The sequence below is a fragment of the Streptomyces sp. NPDC020742 genome (genome assembly GCF_040641675.1).
In the GTDB taxonomy this organism is placed as follows: Bacteria; Actinomycetota; Actinomycetes; order Streptomycetales; family Streptomycetaceae; genus Streptomyces.
The window spans coordinates 194,209-209,103 of the sequence record NZ_JBFAEA010000011.1 but is presented as its reverse complement, the minus strand read 5'-3'; the positions used below and the strand labels follow the sequence as shown (position 1 = coordinate 209,103).

The 14,895-nt window shown below is 71.2% G+C and carries 15 protein-coding genes; 8 read left to right on the top strand and 7 right to left on the bottom strand.

All coding sequences use genetic code 11. The annotated features are described in order from the left end of the window. Positions 1–75 precede the first annotated feature (75 nt). From AB0G84_RS20755 to AB0G84_RS20740, 4 genes are all read left to right on the top strand, one after another. A complete protein-coding gene (locus AB0G84_RS20755) occupies positions 76–432 on the top strand; it encodes a glycosyltransferase (protein WP_361322471.1) in 357 nt (118 codons plus the stop codon). Then, positions 429–1,076, top strand: coding sequence for a DUF2064 domain-containing protein (locus tag AB0G84_RS20750; protein ID WP_361322468.1), 648 nt, complete (start codon positions 429–431; stop codon positions 1,074–1,076). Before AB0G84_RS20755 ends, AB0G84_RS20750 begins: the two co-directional genes overlap by 4 nt. 128 nt (positions 1,077–1,204) lie before the next feature. Further along, on the top strand, positions 1,205–1,945 hold the full coding sequence (locus AB0G84_RS20745) for a methyltransferase domain-containing protein (RefSeq protein ID WP_361322563.1): 741 nt from the start codon (positions 1,205–1,207) through the stop codon (positions 1,943–1,945). Then, positions 1,942–3,456: a glycosyltransferase 87 family protein gene (locus tag AB0G84_RS20740; RefSeq protein WP_361322465.1), complete on the top strand. Its 1,515-nt coding sequence runs from the start codon at positions 1,942–1,944 to the stop codon at positions 3,454–3,456. The genes AB0G84_RS20745 and AB0G84_RS20740 overlap by 4 nt, the downstream gene beginning before the upstream one ends. A gap of 555 nt (positions 3,457–4,011) precedes the next feature. Here AB0G84_RS20740 and AB0G84_RS20735 read toward each other — a convergent pair. From AB0G84_RS20735 to AB0G84_RS20710, 6 genes are all read right to left on the bottom strand, one after another. Beyond that, positions 4,012–5,151: a GDSL-type esterase/lipase family protein gene (locus AB0G84_RS20735; RefSeq protein WP_361322561.1), complete on the bottom strand. Its 1,140-nt coding sequence runs from the start codon at positions 5,149–5,151 to the stop codon at positions 4,012–4,014. A gap of 145 nt (positions 5,152–5,296) precedes the next feature. Further along, on the bottom strand, positions 5,297–6,352 hold the full coding sequence (locus tag AB0G84_RS20730; protein WP_361322462.1) for a Gfo/Idh/MocA family oxidoreductase: 1,056 nt from the start codon (positions 6,350–6,352) through the stop codon (positions 5,297–5,299). Between the two features lie 244 nt (positions 6,353–6,596). Further along, positions 6,597–7,538 (bottom strand): ornithine cyclodeaminase family protein, encoded by a 942-nt coding sequence (locus AB0G84_RS20725; protein WP_361322459.1) that lies wholly within the window; start codon positions 7,536–7,538, stop codon positions 6,597–6,599. Further along, positions 7,535–8,668, bottom strand: coding sequence for a pyridoxal phosphate-dependent aminotransferase (locus AB0G84_RS20720; RefSeq protein ID WP_361322456.1), 1,134 nt, complete (start codon positions 8,666–8,668; stop codon positions 7,535–7,537). The genes AB0G84_RS20725 and AB0G84_RS20720 overlap by 4 nt, the downstream gene beginning before the upstream one ends. Then, on the bottom strand, positions 8,665–9,318 hold the full coding sequence (locus AB0G84_RS20715) for a PAS domain-containing protein (RefSeq protein WP_361322454.1): 654 nt from the start codon (positions 9,316–9,318) through the stop codon (positions 8,665–8,667). The genes AB0G84_RS20720 and AB0G84_RS20715 overlap by 4 nt, the downstream gene beginning before the upstream one ends. Before the next feature lie 208 nt (positions 9,319–9,526). Further along, positions 9,527–9,886, bottom strand: a complete 360-nt coding sequence (locus AB0G84_RS20710; RefSeq protein WP_361322451.1) for a hypothetical protein — start codon at positions 9,884–9,886, stop codon at positions 9,527–9,529. A 227-nt stretch (positions 9,887–10,113) separates the two neighbouring features. Between AB0G84_RS20710 and AB0G84_RS20705 the strand changes: the two genes are divergently transcribed. From AB0G84_RS20705 to AB0G84_RS20690, 4 genes are all read left to right on the top strand, one after another. After that, positions 10,114–10,845, top strand: coding sequence for an NAD(P)H-binding protein (locus AB0G84_RS20705; RefSeq protein ID WP_361322448.1), 732 nt, complete (start codon positions 10,114–10,116; stop codon positions 10,843–10,845). 30 nt (positions 10,846–10,875) lie between these two features. Next, positions 10,876–11,322, top strand: coding sequence for a cupin domain-containing protein (locus AB0G84_RS20700; RefSeq protein ID WP_361322445.1), 447 nt, complete (start codon positions 10,876–10,878; stop codon positions 11,320–11,322). Positions 11,323–11,639: 317 nt separating this feature from the next. Further along, positions 11,640–12,608, top strand: coding sequence for an alpha/beta hydrolase (locus AB0G84_RS20695; protein WP_361322442.1), 969 nt, complete (start codon positions 11,640–11,642; stop codon positions 12,606–12,608). Between the two features lie 319 nt (positions 12,609–12,927). Continuing rightward, positions 12,928–13,137 (top strand): hypothetical protein, encoded by a 210-nt coding sequence (locus AB0G84_RS20690; protein WP_361322439.1) that lies wholly within the window; start codon positions 12,928–12,930, stop codon positions 13,135–13,137. 277 nt (positions 13,138–13,414) lie between these two features. On the opposite strand, the gene AB0G84_RS20685 is transcribed toward AB0G84_RS20690, so the two are convergent. Continuing rightward, positions 13,415–14,887: an FAD-dependent monooxygenase gene (locus AB0G84_RS20685; RefSeq protein WP_361322436.1), complete on the bottom strand. Its 1,473-nt coding sequence runs from the start codon at positions 14,885–14,887 to the stop codon at positions 13,415–13,417. Positions 14,888–14,895: the final 8 nt, after the last annotated feature.

The following is a 14,895-nucleotide window of genomic DNA, read 5'->3' as shown; positions in this document are numbered from 1 at the left end:
AAGGAACGGCGACGTCAGCGATCCGTAAGGACGCCAAATCCCTTATGCCCGCTTTGCGTTCGTAGGGTGAGTGGCGTGATCGAGACACCCCCTTTCCCTGTGGACGTCGTGCTGCCCTGCCTCAACGAGGCCCAGGCCCTCCCCTGGGTGCTGGACCGGATCCCGCCGGGCTGGCGCGCGATCGTCGTCGACAACGGCTCCACCGATGGCTCCCCCGAAATCGCCCGTTCCCTTGGGGCGTACGTGGTCCGCGCCGCCGACGCCGACTGGCGCGTGCACGAGAGGGACGTGCCGTACCGCCCGCGTACGGGTCGGTCGAAGGTCACCGGCACCTGGCGGGGCACTTGGCAGACGGTACGGGACATGCGCGCCGCCCTTGTCGAGCAGCCCGCGGCCGGCCCGGCCGCGGCGGTTCCGGGAGGCGTGCGATGACCCTGGCCACGGGGCCGGCCACGCTGCTGGTCATCGCCAAGGAGCCGGTGCCCGGGCGGGTCAAGACCCGGCTCACCCCGCCCTACACGCCTGTGGAGGCCGCCGCCCTGGCCGAGGCGGCGCTCACCGACACCCTCCACACGGTGCTCCGGGCCCCCGCCCGGCGCCGGGTCCTCGTCCTCGACGGAAGGCCCGGGCCGTGGCTGCCGCCCGGCTTCGAGGTGGTACCGCAGGAGTCCGGAGGGCTGGACGAGCGGATCGCGGGAGCCTTCGACGACTGCGACGACGGCCCGGCACTGCTGGTCGGCATGGACACTCCGCAGCTGACCGCGGACGTGCTGTCCGCCGTCGGGCGGGACGGCCACGACGCCTGGTTCGGCCCGGCGGCCGACGGCGGCTTCTGGGCCCTGGGCTTCGCCGACCCGGCCCGGGCCGGATCGCTGGTGCGGGGCGTACCGATGTCCACCGACCGCACGGGTGCCATTCAGCGCCTCAGACTTGCCCAGGCGGGGTTGACCGTCGGTGACCTGCCAATGCTGCGGGACGTCGACACCGCGGCCGACGCCGTCTCAGTGGCCCGCCTCTGCCCGCCCGCTTCGCGCTTCGCCGCAGCCCTGGCCTCGCGCACGGAGGCCACCCGGTGAGCGGCACGGCAACCGAGAGGGAGTCCCCCGTCGCCGAGGTCGGGCCGGCCGCCACAGGGCCGCGTGCGCAGACCGCCGTGCCGTTGCCCGCCCAGCTCCGCGCGCCGACGCAGCCCGCCGATCGGCGCGTGCCCGTGGTGCCGGGCGAGCCCTGGACGGACGACCCCTACGCCCATGCCCTGCGCACCGGCCGCGGTCCGCTGTACCTGCGCCGCATGACGCCCCGTACGCGCGGGGCGGTGGAGCTGCTCCCGCTGGACGTGGAGCGGTGGTGTGCCGCCCCCGACACCGCCGACACCGACGTGCTGCGCCGCTGCACCGGACCCGTCCTGGACGTCGGCTGCGGACCGGGACGTCTGGTCGCCGCCCTGGCCAGGCGCGGCATACCGGCACTGGGCGTGGACGTCAGCCCGGCCGCCGTCACCCGGACCCGGCAGCACGGCGGAGCCGCCCTGCGGCGGTCCGTCTTCGACCGCCTGCCGAGAGAGGGCCGTTGGGGCACCCTCCTGTTGATGGACGGCAATGTGGGGATCGGCGGCGACCCACTCGCCCTGCTCGTCCGTCTGCGCGACCTGGTCCGGCCCGGTGGCCGTCTGCTGGTCGAGGCGGCCGGCGACGAGGTGAACGAGCGTCTCACCGTGCGCGTCGAGGACGCCCACGGGCGGCACGGCCTCCCCTTCGCCTGGGCCCGCGTCGGCACCAACGCCCTGCTGTGCGCCGCCGACGCCTCCGGCTGGACTCTCGCCAGCCGGTGGACGGCCGACGGCCGCCCGTTCGTGGAACTCCACCGCCCGAACCCGGGGCTCGACGAGCTCCCCACGGCGCACGACACACACCTCACCGCACAGGGAGGGCCCGCACGGCCATGACCGACACCGCCACCCCGCGCCGACGTCGCTCCGGGCCCTCCGCGACGTCGCCGTCTCCGCAACCTGCCGCACCGGCGAGCGACCGGAGGGCCCGGATCGCGACCGCCGCGACCGCGGTCCTCTTGGCCGCGCTCACCGCCGTGGTCGTCGACACCCTCCATGCGGGCGACAACGAGAGCGCCCCCGGCCGCCTGCTGGCCGGATACGCCCTCGCCTGGGCGCTGTTCGCCGCCGCGGTGTGGACCGTGCGCAAGGTTCCGGCCCGCGCCGCGGCCGTCCTGGTCCTGCTCGGCGCGGCGGCCGTCGCGCTGGCCGGGCTCGCCGCGCCGCCCCGCACCAGCAACGACATGTACCGCTACGCCTGGGACGGGCGCGTCCAGGCCGCCGGAATCTCCCCTTACGCCCACCCGCCCGCCGCCCCCGAACTGGCCCGGCTGCGTGACGACTGGCTCTTTCCCAGCTCCGCGTCCTGCGAGGGCTGGGGACTGACCCGGACCGACAGCGGCCTGTGCGTCCGCATCAACCGGCCCACCGTCCCCACCATCTACCCGCCCGTCGCGGAGGGCTGGTACCTGGCCGTCCACGCCGTCTCCCCGCCCGACAGCCGCCACAAGCCGCTCCAAGTCGCCGGTGCAGTCCTGGCGTTCGGCACCTCCGTGGCCCTGCTCGTCGTCCTGCGCCGCCGCCGCGCCCCACAGCGAGCCCCCGCACGGGCCGCGCTGTGGGCCTGGTGCCCGGCCGTGGCCTTCGAAGCGGTCAACAACGCCCACATCGACACGCTCGGCGTCCTGTTCACCGTGCTCGCGCTCGGCACCGCGACCGCCGGAGCCCGCCGCGGCGCGCTGCTCGGCGCCGCGATCGCCGTGAAGATCCTGCCCGTCCTCGTCCTGCCCGGTGCCCTGTCCGGGCAGCGCGGTCCGGCGCGCGCCCTGCGCGTCGTCGCGTCCGCCGTCGCGGCGGTCGCGCTCGCCTACCTGCCCTACGTCCTCGCCTCCGGCGCGGGCGTGCTGGGCTACCTTCCCGGCTACCTCCACGAAGAGGGCTACGCCCCCGGCCACGTACGCCGGTTCGCCCTGCTGCGGCTCCTGCTGCCGGACGCCGCCGCCGGCGTGACGGCGGGCGCACTGCTCGCCCTGACCGCCCTGTACGTGTGGTGGCGCGGCGACCCCGCCCGTCCCTGGCGCGGCGCCCTGCTCCTGACCGGTACCGCGCTGCTCCTCTTCTCACCCAACTACCCCTGGTACTCCCTCCTCGTCATCGCCCTCGTGGCCCTGGACGGCCGTTGGGAGTGGCTCACCGTCACCCTCGCCGGCACCGTCCTCTACCTTGCCGGCCGGCTCCTGCCGGGCCTCCCCCTCCAGCCATGGGCGTACGGCGCCGCGGCTCTGGCCGTCACGGCAGGCGCCTGCCTGCGCTCCGGCCCCGCGCGACGTCTGGCGCGCCGCCTCGCCTGCTCGGTCTCCAGCACCAGGGGTGCACCATTCCGCCGCTGGCGGAAACCGCATGGATAGGGGCGGCGGGCTTGTGGCGGGCTGCGGGCACGTCGGTGTGCACCGCCTGGCCGCGGGTCACCTCGCCGTTCACGGTGAGGCCGTCCGTGACACGTTGCTCGGCGAAGCCCCGGCCTCGAACCTGGGCAGCTCCTTGTGCCGGCCCGAGTTCACGTGCGACCACTTCTCCTTCGAGGCGAAGGCGTCGAACAACGCGAGACCCTCCTCGCGCACGATGTGCTCGCCGTCCCACTGCAGCTCGAACTCGATCGGGAGGGTGATCTGCTGCGCCTTCTCGGTCAGGACATCGGGCCAGTGCTGGACTGAGAGGCGAGGACCGGCGGAGCCGCCGGCTCACCTCCGCGCGTACGGAGAGCACAGGCAGGCTGGGCGTGTGGGAGCGGATGGCGGCGGCCCCATCACCCTCCGCGGAGAGAGCACAGCGCGGCGATGGTCACGCCCAGGTCCCGGGACGGCTCACCTCTGCCTGCGCGGAGAGCACGCTTTGTGACCTACAGCGTTACGAGCGAAGCTCATTCCTGGGTGCGGAGCCCTTCACCCAGCAGCCCCAGTCATTCAGCGGAAGGGACCGTGGTTCGCGAAGGCGTGGGCGGCGAAGCGCTTGCCCATCCGGCGGTATGCGGCGGCGGTGGGGTGAAGGCCGTCGGCCAGGTCATGCACCTCGTCGGGGCCGAGCAGCTCGCGTCCGTCGAGATAGTGAAGGTGGGGATCGTGAGCCTGCCGAGCTGCCACGATCCGAGCCAGCTCGGCGCGGACCACTGTCAACGACAGCGCCCCGCCAGCCACATCGGCTGGGTCGCCCAAGGCTGTGATTTTCCCGTCCGAGCCCATCGCGGTCGGGCCAGGAGTCTCTTCGAGCGCCGGGCAGCTCACCGGGGACATCAGCAGCAGCGGCGTGTCCGGGTGCCCGTCCCGGATCGTGTCCAGGAATCCGTGCACCGCCGGGCCGAACGTCCGCAGTCGGAAGGCGCACAGACTCACGATGTTGATGCCTGCCTTGAGGCTAATCAGGTCGGCGGGCATATCGCGGATCGTCCGGGCGACATAGGGGTCCAGTACCGCGTTGCCCGCCAGGCTGAGATTGATCACGTCCAGTCCGCCGAGCGCAGCCGCCACCACCGGCCAGGTGCCGGTCGGGCCGTCAGCCTCGATGCAGTGGCTGATGGAACTTCCGTAGTGCACCCAGCGGCGCCCGCCGTCCGGCAACGGTGCCAACACCTCGCCGTCAGCCTGCAGCGCCAGCAGTTCCGTGGGGGTCTGCTGCGGCAGCCACAGCTCGACGTTCTTCATGCCCGCGGGTAACCCGGCGAACCGTACGGTGCCCGGCTCGCCAGGGATCATTCGCTGCACGGCCCCTGCGCCCGCCATCCGCACCACGTTGCCCACCGGTGCTTGACGGCGACCGGCCGGGACGCCGTCCACCAGAAGTTCCAGCATCCCGGTTGGGCGGGGCTGGGGGTCGGTGTCGAGCTGCCCTGTGGAGGTGAGTACCTCGAACTCCAGCTCACGCGCGTCCGTGCGGAACACCAGCCGCACTCCCGAAGGCATCAGGGTCACCCCGTAGACCGACGGGTCCTGATACTGCTCCTTGGTCCACGCGGGTAATCGCCGCGGCATCACCCCCGCCGGTGTCCTCTCCAGGTCAAGTGCACCCCGAATCTCCACCGGCCCGCCTACCAGTGGAACCGCCCGCATGGCCATCGTTATTGCTCCCGCCCTAGGTCAAACGCTCTCAGGCCCGGATGCGTGTACGCATCCGCGAGATCGCCGCCACCACCCGCTGTCCTCTTCTCCCGCGTCGCCGATGGCGACACGGAGTTCGTGACGCGGCCCGCGTCCGTCATCCCGGCGAGAAGTCTGGCACTCGCACCGGCCGCGAACCGTTCTTCAACGACTCCGCACCGGCCACGCCGACCATCGACGCGGCCACCGCAGGCCGCACCGGGACCAGCGGCGGCTCCCCGCGTTCCACCGTGGCCCGAAATCCCTGGAGAACGCGCACCGTCCCCTCGGCCCGCCGCTCCACCGACGACCCGTCCAGAGTGAGGGGTGGCGGGACCCGTTCCTCCTCGTGCGTGACGCCGTCGGCCCGTGTCCAGCCCTCCGCCCGGACGCGGACGGACCAGGACCGCTCGCCCGGTGCGCGCACGGACTCGGCCAGTGCCCGGGTACCGCGGACGGACAGCCAGCTCCAATGGCTGTCGGGCTCGCCCTGGAGGAAGCCGTGACGGGTCACGGCCAACGCGCCGGTGGACAGCCGGACGGTCATGACGACGGCCTGATCCAGGTCTGCCTCGTGCGTCTGGAACGCGGCCACCTCTACCGGCCAGGCGCCCGTGACGGCCAACACCGGCGAGACGGTGTGCGTGCAATACGCCGTCGCGGAGATGCGGCCGCGCCAGCTTCCGGGGGCGCCGATCAGCGCGGCGACGTCCTCCGGTGACATGCCGTGCAGATAGTCGGCCTCAATCAGACTGACCCGGCCGAGCTCCCCAACCTCGACCGCCTGCCGGACCAAGCGGACGTGCGGGTGGCAGACGTAGTTCTCGGCGAAGGAGTAGGTGGCAGTGGACCGCTCCGCCGCCGCGACCAGCCGCTGCCCCTCGTCCGCGTCCACACAGGCCGCGCATTCAGACAGCACGTGCACGCCCCGCTCCAGGAACGCGATAGCCAGCGGCGCGTGCGCGTCGAAGTCGTTGGCCAGGACAACCCCGTCCAGGCGGAGGTCCAGCAGGTCCTCCCACCGGTCCGTGAGCACCGCTCCCGGCAACTCCTCCCCCGCCGCCTCCCGCCGCGCGACGTTTAGATCGCAGGCGGCCACCACCTCCATGCCCACCCGCCGGCACCAGCCCGCCAGGAACAGCCCCATCCTCAGCCCGATCACACCAACACGCATGCGCACATGGTCCCTTGACACCTGCTGCCCATGGCAAGTCCTTTTCCGGCGGCCCCCACAACACCAGCATCATCAGCCGCAGCCCCGACACCCGTCATACACCGTGCAACCTCGGCGTGGCCGCCGTCGGGCAGAACGATCTTGAGGCCCGTACGACCGGCGGGGCAGCGGTAAGAGCGGTGCGGGGTGGAGAAGAAGCCGCGCTGCCCGTTCGCCGTCTCGCCGGCCCGGCGCTCTCAGGCGCCTACGGGGCCAGCTCGCGCAGGACAGCCGAGGCGAGTGCCGCGTCGAGTGCGCCGACTCCGGTGAGGTCGGCGACCGTGATCGCACCGTCCGGCCGCTCGATGGGCCTTTCGAGCAGGAGGCCGACGGGCGTGTCGCTGGTGTCGGAGGTGGACCCGGCGCGCACCGCGTGGCCGAAGTCGCCGTGGTCCAGGCACTGCTGGTGGTCGTCGGTTGCGATCAGTGCCGCGCGGGCGAAGAGTGCCGGCGGCAGCTCGTTCTTGTGTGGCATGTCGGTGCCGATGCCGGTGACGTGTGCGCCCGCGCGGACGTGACCGGCGTGCAGGATCGCGGTGGTGGCTGGTGTGGTGGTGATGATCATGCTAGCTGCGGCTGCCTCGTCGGCGGAGGCAGGCTGGACGTGATACCCGCGGTCGTTGAACTCCTCGCACAGCGACCTGGTCTTGTCCTGACTGCGGCCGTGGACGAGCACCGTGTCGATCGGGCGGAGCCTGGCCAGCCATTCGATCTGGAGGCGGGCCTGTTCTCCGGTGCCGAACACGGCCAGGGTGGCGGCGTCGGCTTGGGCCATGGCGTGGGTTGCCAGGGCGCCGGCGGCGGCGGTGCGCCAGGCGGTGAGCAGGCCCTGGTCGTCGAGGATGGCGCGGATCTGGCCGGTCCGGGCGCTGACGACGCAGACCAGGCCGTGGTTGGTGGGCAGGCCGGCGGCGGGGTTGCGGTAGAAGCCGGTGGCGATCTTGACGGTGAAGTCGGGCGTGTCGGTGACCCAGCCGGCCTTGATGTGGCAGTCGCCGTCGGTGTCGGGGAACTGCAGGTGGATCGGTGGCGGCACGGTGGTGCGGCCGTGGGCGTGGGCGATCAGCGCAGTGCGGACGGTGGCAAGGACCAGCTCTGGGGTGGTGGCGCGCTTGATCGCGGCGGTGTCAAGGACGAGTGGGGTCATCGGCCTGCTCGCAGCCACTGGGCGAAGGCGGCCAGGCCCTCTTCGGGGTTGGCGCGGCCGACGCCGATGCGGAACCGGTCGGTGGGGGTGGGGGTGAGCTCGGAGCGGTAGATGCTGGCGGGCAGCAGCAGGACACCGGCTTCCTCGACCAGTCGGGTGCAGAACTCCTCCACGCCGTCGGGGCCGAGGTAGCGGGGGTAGGCGACGCACCCACCGTCCGGGGCCCGCCACTCGAAGAGGTCGGCGAATTCGGTGAAGAACTCGTCGAAGAGTGGCAGGTTGCGGGCGATCAGTGCCCGGTTGCGGTCCAGGACCGTAGTGCGGGCCTTGAGCGCGATGCGGGCCAGGACCTCGCTGGGGGCGGAGTTGCAGATGGTGGTGTAGTGCTTGGCCCGCTCCAACCGGGACAGCAGCTCCCGGTCGCGGCAGGTGATCCAGCCGATCCGCAGGCCCGGCAGGCCCAGCGACTTGGAGGTGACGTTCAGCGACAGGGCTCGCTCGGACAGGTCGGCGGCCTGCGGCAGGGTGCGGGCCGGGTCGCGTTCCAGGCCGCGGTAGACCTCGTCGCTGAACAGATGGATGCCGCGCTCGTCGCACAGCCGGGCCAGCTCGGTGAACTCGGCGGCGCTGATGACTTTGCCGGTGGGGTTGTTCGGGAAGTTCACCGAGACGACTCGGGTGTTGGGGCGGATCGCCGCCTTCACCTGGTCGAGGTCCAGGGCCCAGTCGCGGTCGGGGTCGAGGGCGACGCCGGTGACCTCGCACAAGGCGAGCGGCACAGTCTCGGCTGCCTGGTAGTTGGGGGTCACCACCACCGCGTGGTCGCCGGTGTCCAGCAGGACGTTCATCGCCAGGTAGAGGGCCTCTTCGGCGCCGGCGAAGCAGATCACGTCGGCCGCGTCCGCCTGCTCGTACATTCCGGAGATCGCCTCGCGCAGGGCTGGCTCACCGTAGGTCTCGGTGTAGCCCAGCGACAGGTTCTCGAACGCGGCGCGGTCCTGGTCATCGGCCAGGGCGAGCAGCTCGCCGAGGGTCATGGTCTGCACGTCGGAGGCAGTCAGGTGGTGGCGCGCGGTGAACTCCCAGCGGGAGAAGTAGGTTTCCAGGCGGAAGTCGGGCAGCCGGGTCATGGTGTGTCGTCCTTTGTGCTGGGTGCTCGGAGTTCGGCCAACAGGCCGTAGAGGGTGGATCGGGAGACCCGCAGGGCGGCGGCGACGACGGGGGTGGCGCGGCGCACGGCGAAGACCTTGGCCTCGTCCAGCCGGGCCAGGACAGCCAGGCGGTCGGCGCGGGTCAGCCGCTCGATGGGGCGGCCGCACTCGCGCACGTACGCGCCGACGATGTGCTGGACCCGCTCGCTCCAGTCTTGCTCGAACAGTGGCTCCGGCCGGGGCTTCGTCGGGGCGCCGAACGCGGACAGCACGGCCGCGGCCTGTTCCAGCGGCGTGCGGTCGAGGTTGACGCACAGCACCGCAGCCGCCTTCCCGTCCGGCTCGCGCAGGACGGCGCTGACTGAGGACAGCCGCCGGCCGTCCGCGAGCACCTTCTCGTACGGACCGAACACGTCCGGCGCCGACGGATCCAACGCGTCCAGCTCGCCCAGTAGCGAGGGATCCCCTGGACCGCGGGAGCCCATCGGATTCCAGATCGCCATGACCCGGTCGGTGTCCGGGTCATGCATCACCACCTCGGCATACGGGCCGAGCAACAGCGCGACGGCCTGACCCACGGGCGCCCACATCCGGACCCGATGATCTGTGCTCTCTTCGGCAGATTCCACGGAGTGGACTGTACGTCCAGATTGGATGAAGCGTCCAGACCTGGTCTCACAATCACCCACCTGATCAACTCCACCGCACGGGCCCGCGACCGGTTTCGGTCGGCTCCTCCGGGTGAGGCAGCTATCCGCCACGGGCGTGGCTGCCGTCAGTCCGGTCCTGGCAGGGGAACATCACGGCGGGTGCGATCCGTACCCCGCGTCCCGGCCCTCACCGGCCGCCAGCCCTGTACCCACTCCCTGGGGCGCCCGGCGGGTACCGGGCCGACAGCATCGCCTTGCTGTTGCCGGTCTCTGTCATGGTGGCCCATCGGTGCGCGAGGCGTTGACCGGCCTGGACGAGCTCGCGCGGGCGCACGTCGGTGAGTTCGGCATCGAAGGTGGCAAGGATGCCCGCGATTCCAGCCCAGGACCAGGCGCCGAGGGTGAGACGGCAGTGGTCGGTATCGAGGTGCGCGACGACCGAGCCGCCTGGCGCCCAGCGGGCGACGACGCCAGCGGGCAGGTTGAGTCGGGCACTGCCCGTGCATGGCCAGGCGGCGGGGGTGTCGCCGCGGTCGTGGCTGCGCATGACGAACTGGGCGAGGTCCTCTCCAGGAAGCTCGCGCGCGGTGAAGCCGTGCGTTGTCGGACGGGGATGGAGCCGGTCGACCCTGAGTCGGAGATTCGCCCACGAAGACCTGCACGACGACGTAGACGGCCACCAGCGCCCCAGGAGCGCACGGGCCGGCGTGCGTCGTGCACTCCATCGCCGCAATCTGGAGGCATGACCTATCGGTGCGCGACGAAAGGTGACCAATGAAGTTCGCAGTCATCGGCGGTACCGGTCTGATCGGGTCGCAGGTCGTGAAGAAGCTGAACGCCGCCGGGCACGAGGCCGTGCCGCACTCGCCGTCTACAGGTGTCGATGTGCTCACCGGCCAGGGCCTGGCGGAGGCGGTGGCCGGAGCCGACGGCGTCGTCAATCTGACGAATTCCCCGACCTTCGACGATGCCTCTCCCGCCTTCTTCCAGACCTCGATGGACAACCTCCTGGCCGCCGGCCAAAAGGCCGGGGTGGGGCACTTCGTCATCCTCTCGATCGTCGGCGCGGACCAGGTGCCCGACCTCGCCTATTACCGCGCCAAGGTGTTGCAGGAAGACATCCTCAAGGCCGGGCCGATCCCCTATTCGATCGTGCGTGCCACCCAGTTCATGGAGTTCATCGACGCCGTTATGTCCATGTCTACCGAGGGCGACACCGTCCGCCTGCCCACCACCCCACTCCAGCCGATCGCCGCGCAGGACGTCTCGGACACCGTCGCCGAAGTCGCCGCCGGTACCCCTCTGAACGGAGCCCTCAACGTCGGCGGGCCCGATGTCCATCCCCTCGACGAGCTCGGCCGGATGACCCTGAACGCCCGACCCGACGGCCGCACGGTCGTCACCGACGACACCGCCGGCATGTTCGCCGCTGTCGACGGCGATGTGCTCACCACCAAGGGCGACGCACGCATCGCCCCCACCCACTACACCGACTGGCTCACCTGACCCGGCCGACCCAGCACTGGAGACCTCGCCATGTCGAACAACGAACCAGCGGCAGGCGGCACAGGGGGCCAACCGCGCTCGGAAGCATGGAAGACGGCGCTCACCGTGCTGCAGTCGGCGAAACCGCCGTTCGTTCCGGAGGGAGCGGAGGCAATGACCGTTCTCGTCGAGTTCCCTCCCGGCGATCCCGGCACCCCTCCGCACCGGCACTCGGGACCTGCCTTCGGCTACATGCTGGAGGGCGAGATGCTCTTCGAGCTGGAAGGTGAGCCGGAGCGGGTGATCAAGCCCGGGGAGACGTTCTGGGAGCCGGGCGGCGACGTCATCCACTACCAGGACGGAAACAACCGGACGGACTCCCGGAGCCGCTTCCTCGTCACCATGATGTGCGCACCGGGTCAGCCCATGCTCACTCTGGTCGACGACGAAGAGCTGGCCCGGCGCCGGCACCTACGAGCTCCCCGCCCGGGCACGTGACCCGTCGCCTTGACGCATTCACCCCTTGAACCACGCGCGATCCCCGCCAGTGAGGGTCGGCCGGCGTATCCGCTCGTCGGCGAGACTGTCGCCGAGGAGGCCGTGTCGTCCCCGAGCCGAGCGCCCGGCGGACGGATGAGGCGGTTCCTTGGAATGCGTCCGCGGAGGACGGGAAACTACAATGGCAAATATGGCCACAGGGGCTTGAACAGGGGCGGAGGCTCTGCCGACCGCCCCGCAGCCCGGGCACAGCGCGGCACTATTCAGCGCCCCCGCTCTTCATCCAACGCTTCTCGGATTTCCCAGGGAGCATTCCCATGGCTGGTCAAACCGCCTCAATCGTCCTCGAGCCCGAGGCACAGGAGCTCGCCGACGCGACGTCTCAACATCCGTTCCTGTACGAGCTGGATCCGACCGCAGCGCGCAAGGTGCTTGACGACCTTCAGGCTGCGCCGATCGACAAGCTGCCGGTCGATGAGGAGTGGGTTTCGGTTCCGGCAGCGGTGGGCGACGTACGGGTACGCATCGTCAAACCGCAGGGCACCACCGGAACACTGCCCGTCGTGTTGTACATGCACGGCGGTGGCTGGGTGCTGGGCAATGCCGCCACCCACGACCGCCTGGTGCGCGAGTTGGCGGTCGGCGCCCGGGCGGCAGTGGCCTTCGTGGAGTACACGCCGTCGCCCGAGGCGCACTACCCTGTGGCCATCGAACAGGGCTACGCCACCGCGCAGTGGATCGTCCGCGAAGGGGCGTCCAAGGGGCTGGATGCACAGCGCATGGCAGTGGCCGGGGAATCGGTCGGCGGAAACATGACCGCCGCACTCGCCCTCATGGCCAAGGAGCGCGGTGACGTCGAGTTCGTACAGCAGTCGATGTACTACCCGGTCACGGACGCGGCCATGAACACCGGCTCCTACGACCAATTCGCCACCGGCTACTACCTGAGCCGCAAGCTGATGGAATGGTTCTGGGACGCCTACACGACCGACCCGAACCAACGCGCGGAGATCACCGCGTCACCCAACCACGCCACCATCGAGCAGCTCTCCGGCCTGCCGCCCGCCCTGCTGATCGTCGACGAGGCCGACGTGCTGCGCGATGAGGGCGAGGCGTACGCCGCCAAGCTCCGAGCAGCCGACGTTCCCGTGACCACGGTGCGCTACGACGGCACGGTCCACGACTTCATGATGCTCAACTCGCTGAGTCACTCCAAAGCCGCCCGCGGAGCCATCGACCAGGCAACAGCATTCCTGCGCAACGCCCTCGGAACCACCCAGGACTGAGTTCTGTCCGGCCGCTCATGTCTCCCCTTGCCCTATCGACAGGAACATCCCCTAACGACGTTGTCGGCTATTAAAGAGACCGATCCCGAGTTCCGCCATGCCGGCACCGACGTCGGGCGCATGGCAGGACGGTCTGCTGATGGACCTGCTCGCAGGCGAGCTGGCCTGACGCGGTCGGCCCTTGAACGCTTCCGGGTCGTGACGTGATGCGGGCCGCGCGGGTTCTTCGGGTGTGTGGACGAAGTGAGCCCGCGCGGCCTTGTCCCATCCTGCCTTCTGTGGTGTCTCCCGCCCACATCTCGGGGGTTTGATCGAGGAGTTGGCCAGCCCATGGCAGGCGCGACGGGAATCCGCGCTGCGTGAGCGAGGCGGCGGCGACCGGCGTCAGAACACAGCCAAGACCACCACGATCAGCGACGGCCAGGGCCGCACCCTGTGGTCCGGGGCCGACCGCCCCGGACGGATGCACGACCAGACCTGTCTGCGCACCGAAGGCATCGCCGAGCTGTTCCGCCAGCACCCAACGTGAAAGCTGCGGTCGACGAGGGCTACCGGGGCCTGGCCAACGAATTCCCCGCCCAGATCTCGGCACCGCCGAAGAAACCGAAGAGCCTCAACGAAGACGACGCGCCGCTGGGCGAACGGTACGCCTGGCGCGACGCGCCGCCGCCAGTCCTCGCGGCAAGTCTGCGTCGAGCACGTCCGAGCACAAACAGTGGCGCCCGCTGCAACGCTTCCCCGGACGCCACGAGCACCAACGTCGTAAGCCGGCGCGGGCTCCACGCGGGTGGGCTCACCGAGCGCGCTCAGCGGCACAGGGTGCGCAGGGCGGTGAGGCAGTCCGCAGCCCGGCGCTGCGGGTCGGTGTCGGTGCCGGCCCAGGCGATCCGGGCGTCCGGTCGGATCAGAACGGCGGTTACGTCCCGCCAGATCTCATCCGACACTTCGGTGTTGACGGTGACCGCCCGCTGTTCCAGACCGACCGCGGAAGACGGCGTCCGCGTCCCGCCGAGGTCCAGCAGCAGTGGCCGCCCGTGGTGCATCAACGCGTGGGCGGTGGGTGCCTCGGCCGTATCCAGGGCGAGGCCGGCCAGTCGCGTGCCGTCCAGCGCGTGCGCGCCGGGTGCGGTGTCGGCGGGGAGCGGGTCGTCGAAGCCGGCAATCCTGCGGGCCCACTGGCGGTTGGTCTGCGGTTCGGCCAGCGCGGCGGACCAGACCTCACGCAGCGCGATCTGCTCCGGGCTCGCCGCGGCGAACAGGGCGAGCTGCGCGCGGGTGTTGTCGATGACGGCGCGGGCGGCCGGCCGGCGCTCCGTGTCGTAGCTGTCGAGCAGTCCGTCGGGCGCCCGGCCCTGGAGGGTGGCGGCCAGCTTCCAGCCCAGGTTGGTGGCGTCTTGGATGCCGAGGTTCATGCCCTGCCCACCGGCCGGGAAGAACATGTGCGCCGCGTCGCCGGCCACCAGCACTCGTCCGGCCCGGTACCGCGCGGCCTGGCGGGTGGCGTTGCCGTAGCGCGACAGCCACCGGGGGTTGCGGATGCCCAGGTCCCGTGCCAGTAGCGTGCGGGCCTGCTCGCGTACCTCCTCCAGAGTCAGCGGTTCGCCGGTGCCGTGGTGCATGGTGGCCGTGGAGAGGCCCGCCAGCCGGTGGACGCCGTCGCCGATCGGGGCCGCCAGGAACGAACCGGCCGGCCCGGTGGCGGCGAGCGGCGCGGTGGGCGGGTCGTCGAGCTCGACGTCGGCGAGCCACCCGGTCAGTGTGGTGTCCTGACCGGGGAAGTCGATGCCGGCCGCCTGGCGCACCGCACTGCGGGTGCCGTCGCAGCCCACCACCCAGCGGGCCCGCACGGTCCGGTGGGTGCCGCCGGCCCGGACTATTACCTCGACGGAGTCCGGCCCCTGGGTGAGCGAGACGACCTCCTCCCCGCGCAGCACCTGGGCGCCCACGGCAACCGCGTGCTCCTCCAGGAGTTGTTCGGTGACGGACTGACCGAGCGCCAGCATGAAGGGGTGCACCGCTCCGACCGTGGAGAAGTCCAGCCTGGTGGTCGCCGCCCCGAAGTGTCCGGTCGGCACCGGGGTGCCCCGTTCGATGAACCGCTCCGCGAGTCCGCGGGTGGCGAAGGTGTCCAGCGTGCCAGCCTGCATGCCGACCGCGCGCGACCGTCCATCCGGTGCCGCCCGGCGTTCCACGACGGTGACCTCCACCCCATGCAGGCGCAGCTCCGCGGCCAGCCAGAGCCCCACCGGGCCGGCCCCGGCAATGAGCACCTCGAGCATGACAATCA

What these genes read in the sequence shown, in the direction of transcription:
- AB0G84_RS20750 (WP_361322468.1), top strand. Translation starts at nt 429, where the DNA reads ATGACCCTGGCCACGGGGCCGGCCACGCTGCTGGTCATCGCCAAGGAG.
- AB0G84_RS20740 (WP_361322465.1), top strand. Translation starts at nt 1,942, where the DNA reads ATGACCGACACCGCCACCCCGCGCCGACGTCGCTCCGGGCCCTCCGCG.
- AB0G84_RS20735 (WP_361322561.1), bottom strand. Translation starts at nt 5,151, where the DNA reads ATGCGGGCGGTTCCACTGGTAGGCGGGCCGGTGGAGATTCGGGGTGCA.
- AB0G84_RS20730 (WP_361322462.1), bottom strand. Translation starts at nt 6,352, where the DNA reads ATGCGTGTTGGTGTGATCGGGCTGAGGATGGGGCTGTTCCTGGCGGGC.
- AB0G84_RS20725 (WP_361322459.1), bottom strand. Translation starts at nt 7,538, where the DNA reads ATGACCCCACTCGTCCTTGACACCGCCGCGATCAAGCGCGCCACCACC.
- AB0G84_RS20720 (WP_361322456.1), bottom strand. Translation starts at nt 8,668, where the DNA reads ATGACCCGGCTGCCCGACTTCCGCCTGGAAACCTACTTCTCCCGCTGG.
- AB0G84_RS20710 (WP_361322451.1), bottom strand. Translation starts at nt 9,886, where the DNA reads ATGCGCAGCCACGACCGCGGCGACACCCCCGCCGCCTGGCCATGCACG.
- AB0G84_RS20705 (WP_361322448.1), top strand. Translation starts at nt 10,114, where the DNA reads ATGAAGTTCGCAGTCATCGGCGGTACCGGTCTGATCGGGTCGCAGGTC.
- AB0G84_RS20700 (WP_361322445.1), top strand. Translation starts at nt 10,876, where the DNA reads ATGTCGAACAACGAACCAGCGGCAGGCGGCACAGGGGGCCAACCGCGC.
- AB0G84_RS20695 (WP_361322442.1), top strand. Translation starts at nt 11,640, where the DNA reads ATGGCTGGTCAAACCGCCTCAATCGTCCTCGAGCCCGAGGCACAGGAG.
- AB0G84_RS20685 (WP_361322436.1), bottom strand. Translation starts at nt 14,887, where the DNA reads ATGCTCGAGGTGCTCATTGCCGGGGCCGGCCCGGTGGGGCTCTGGCTG.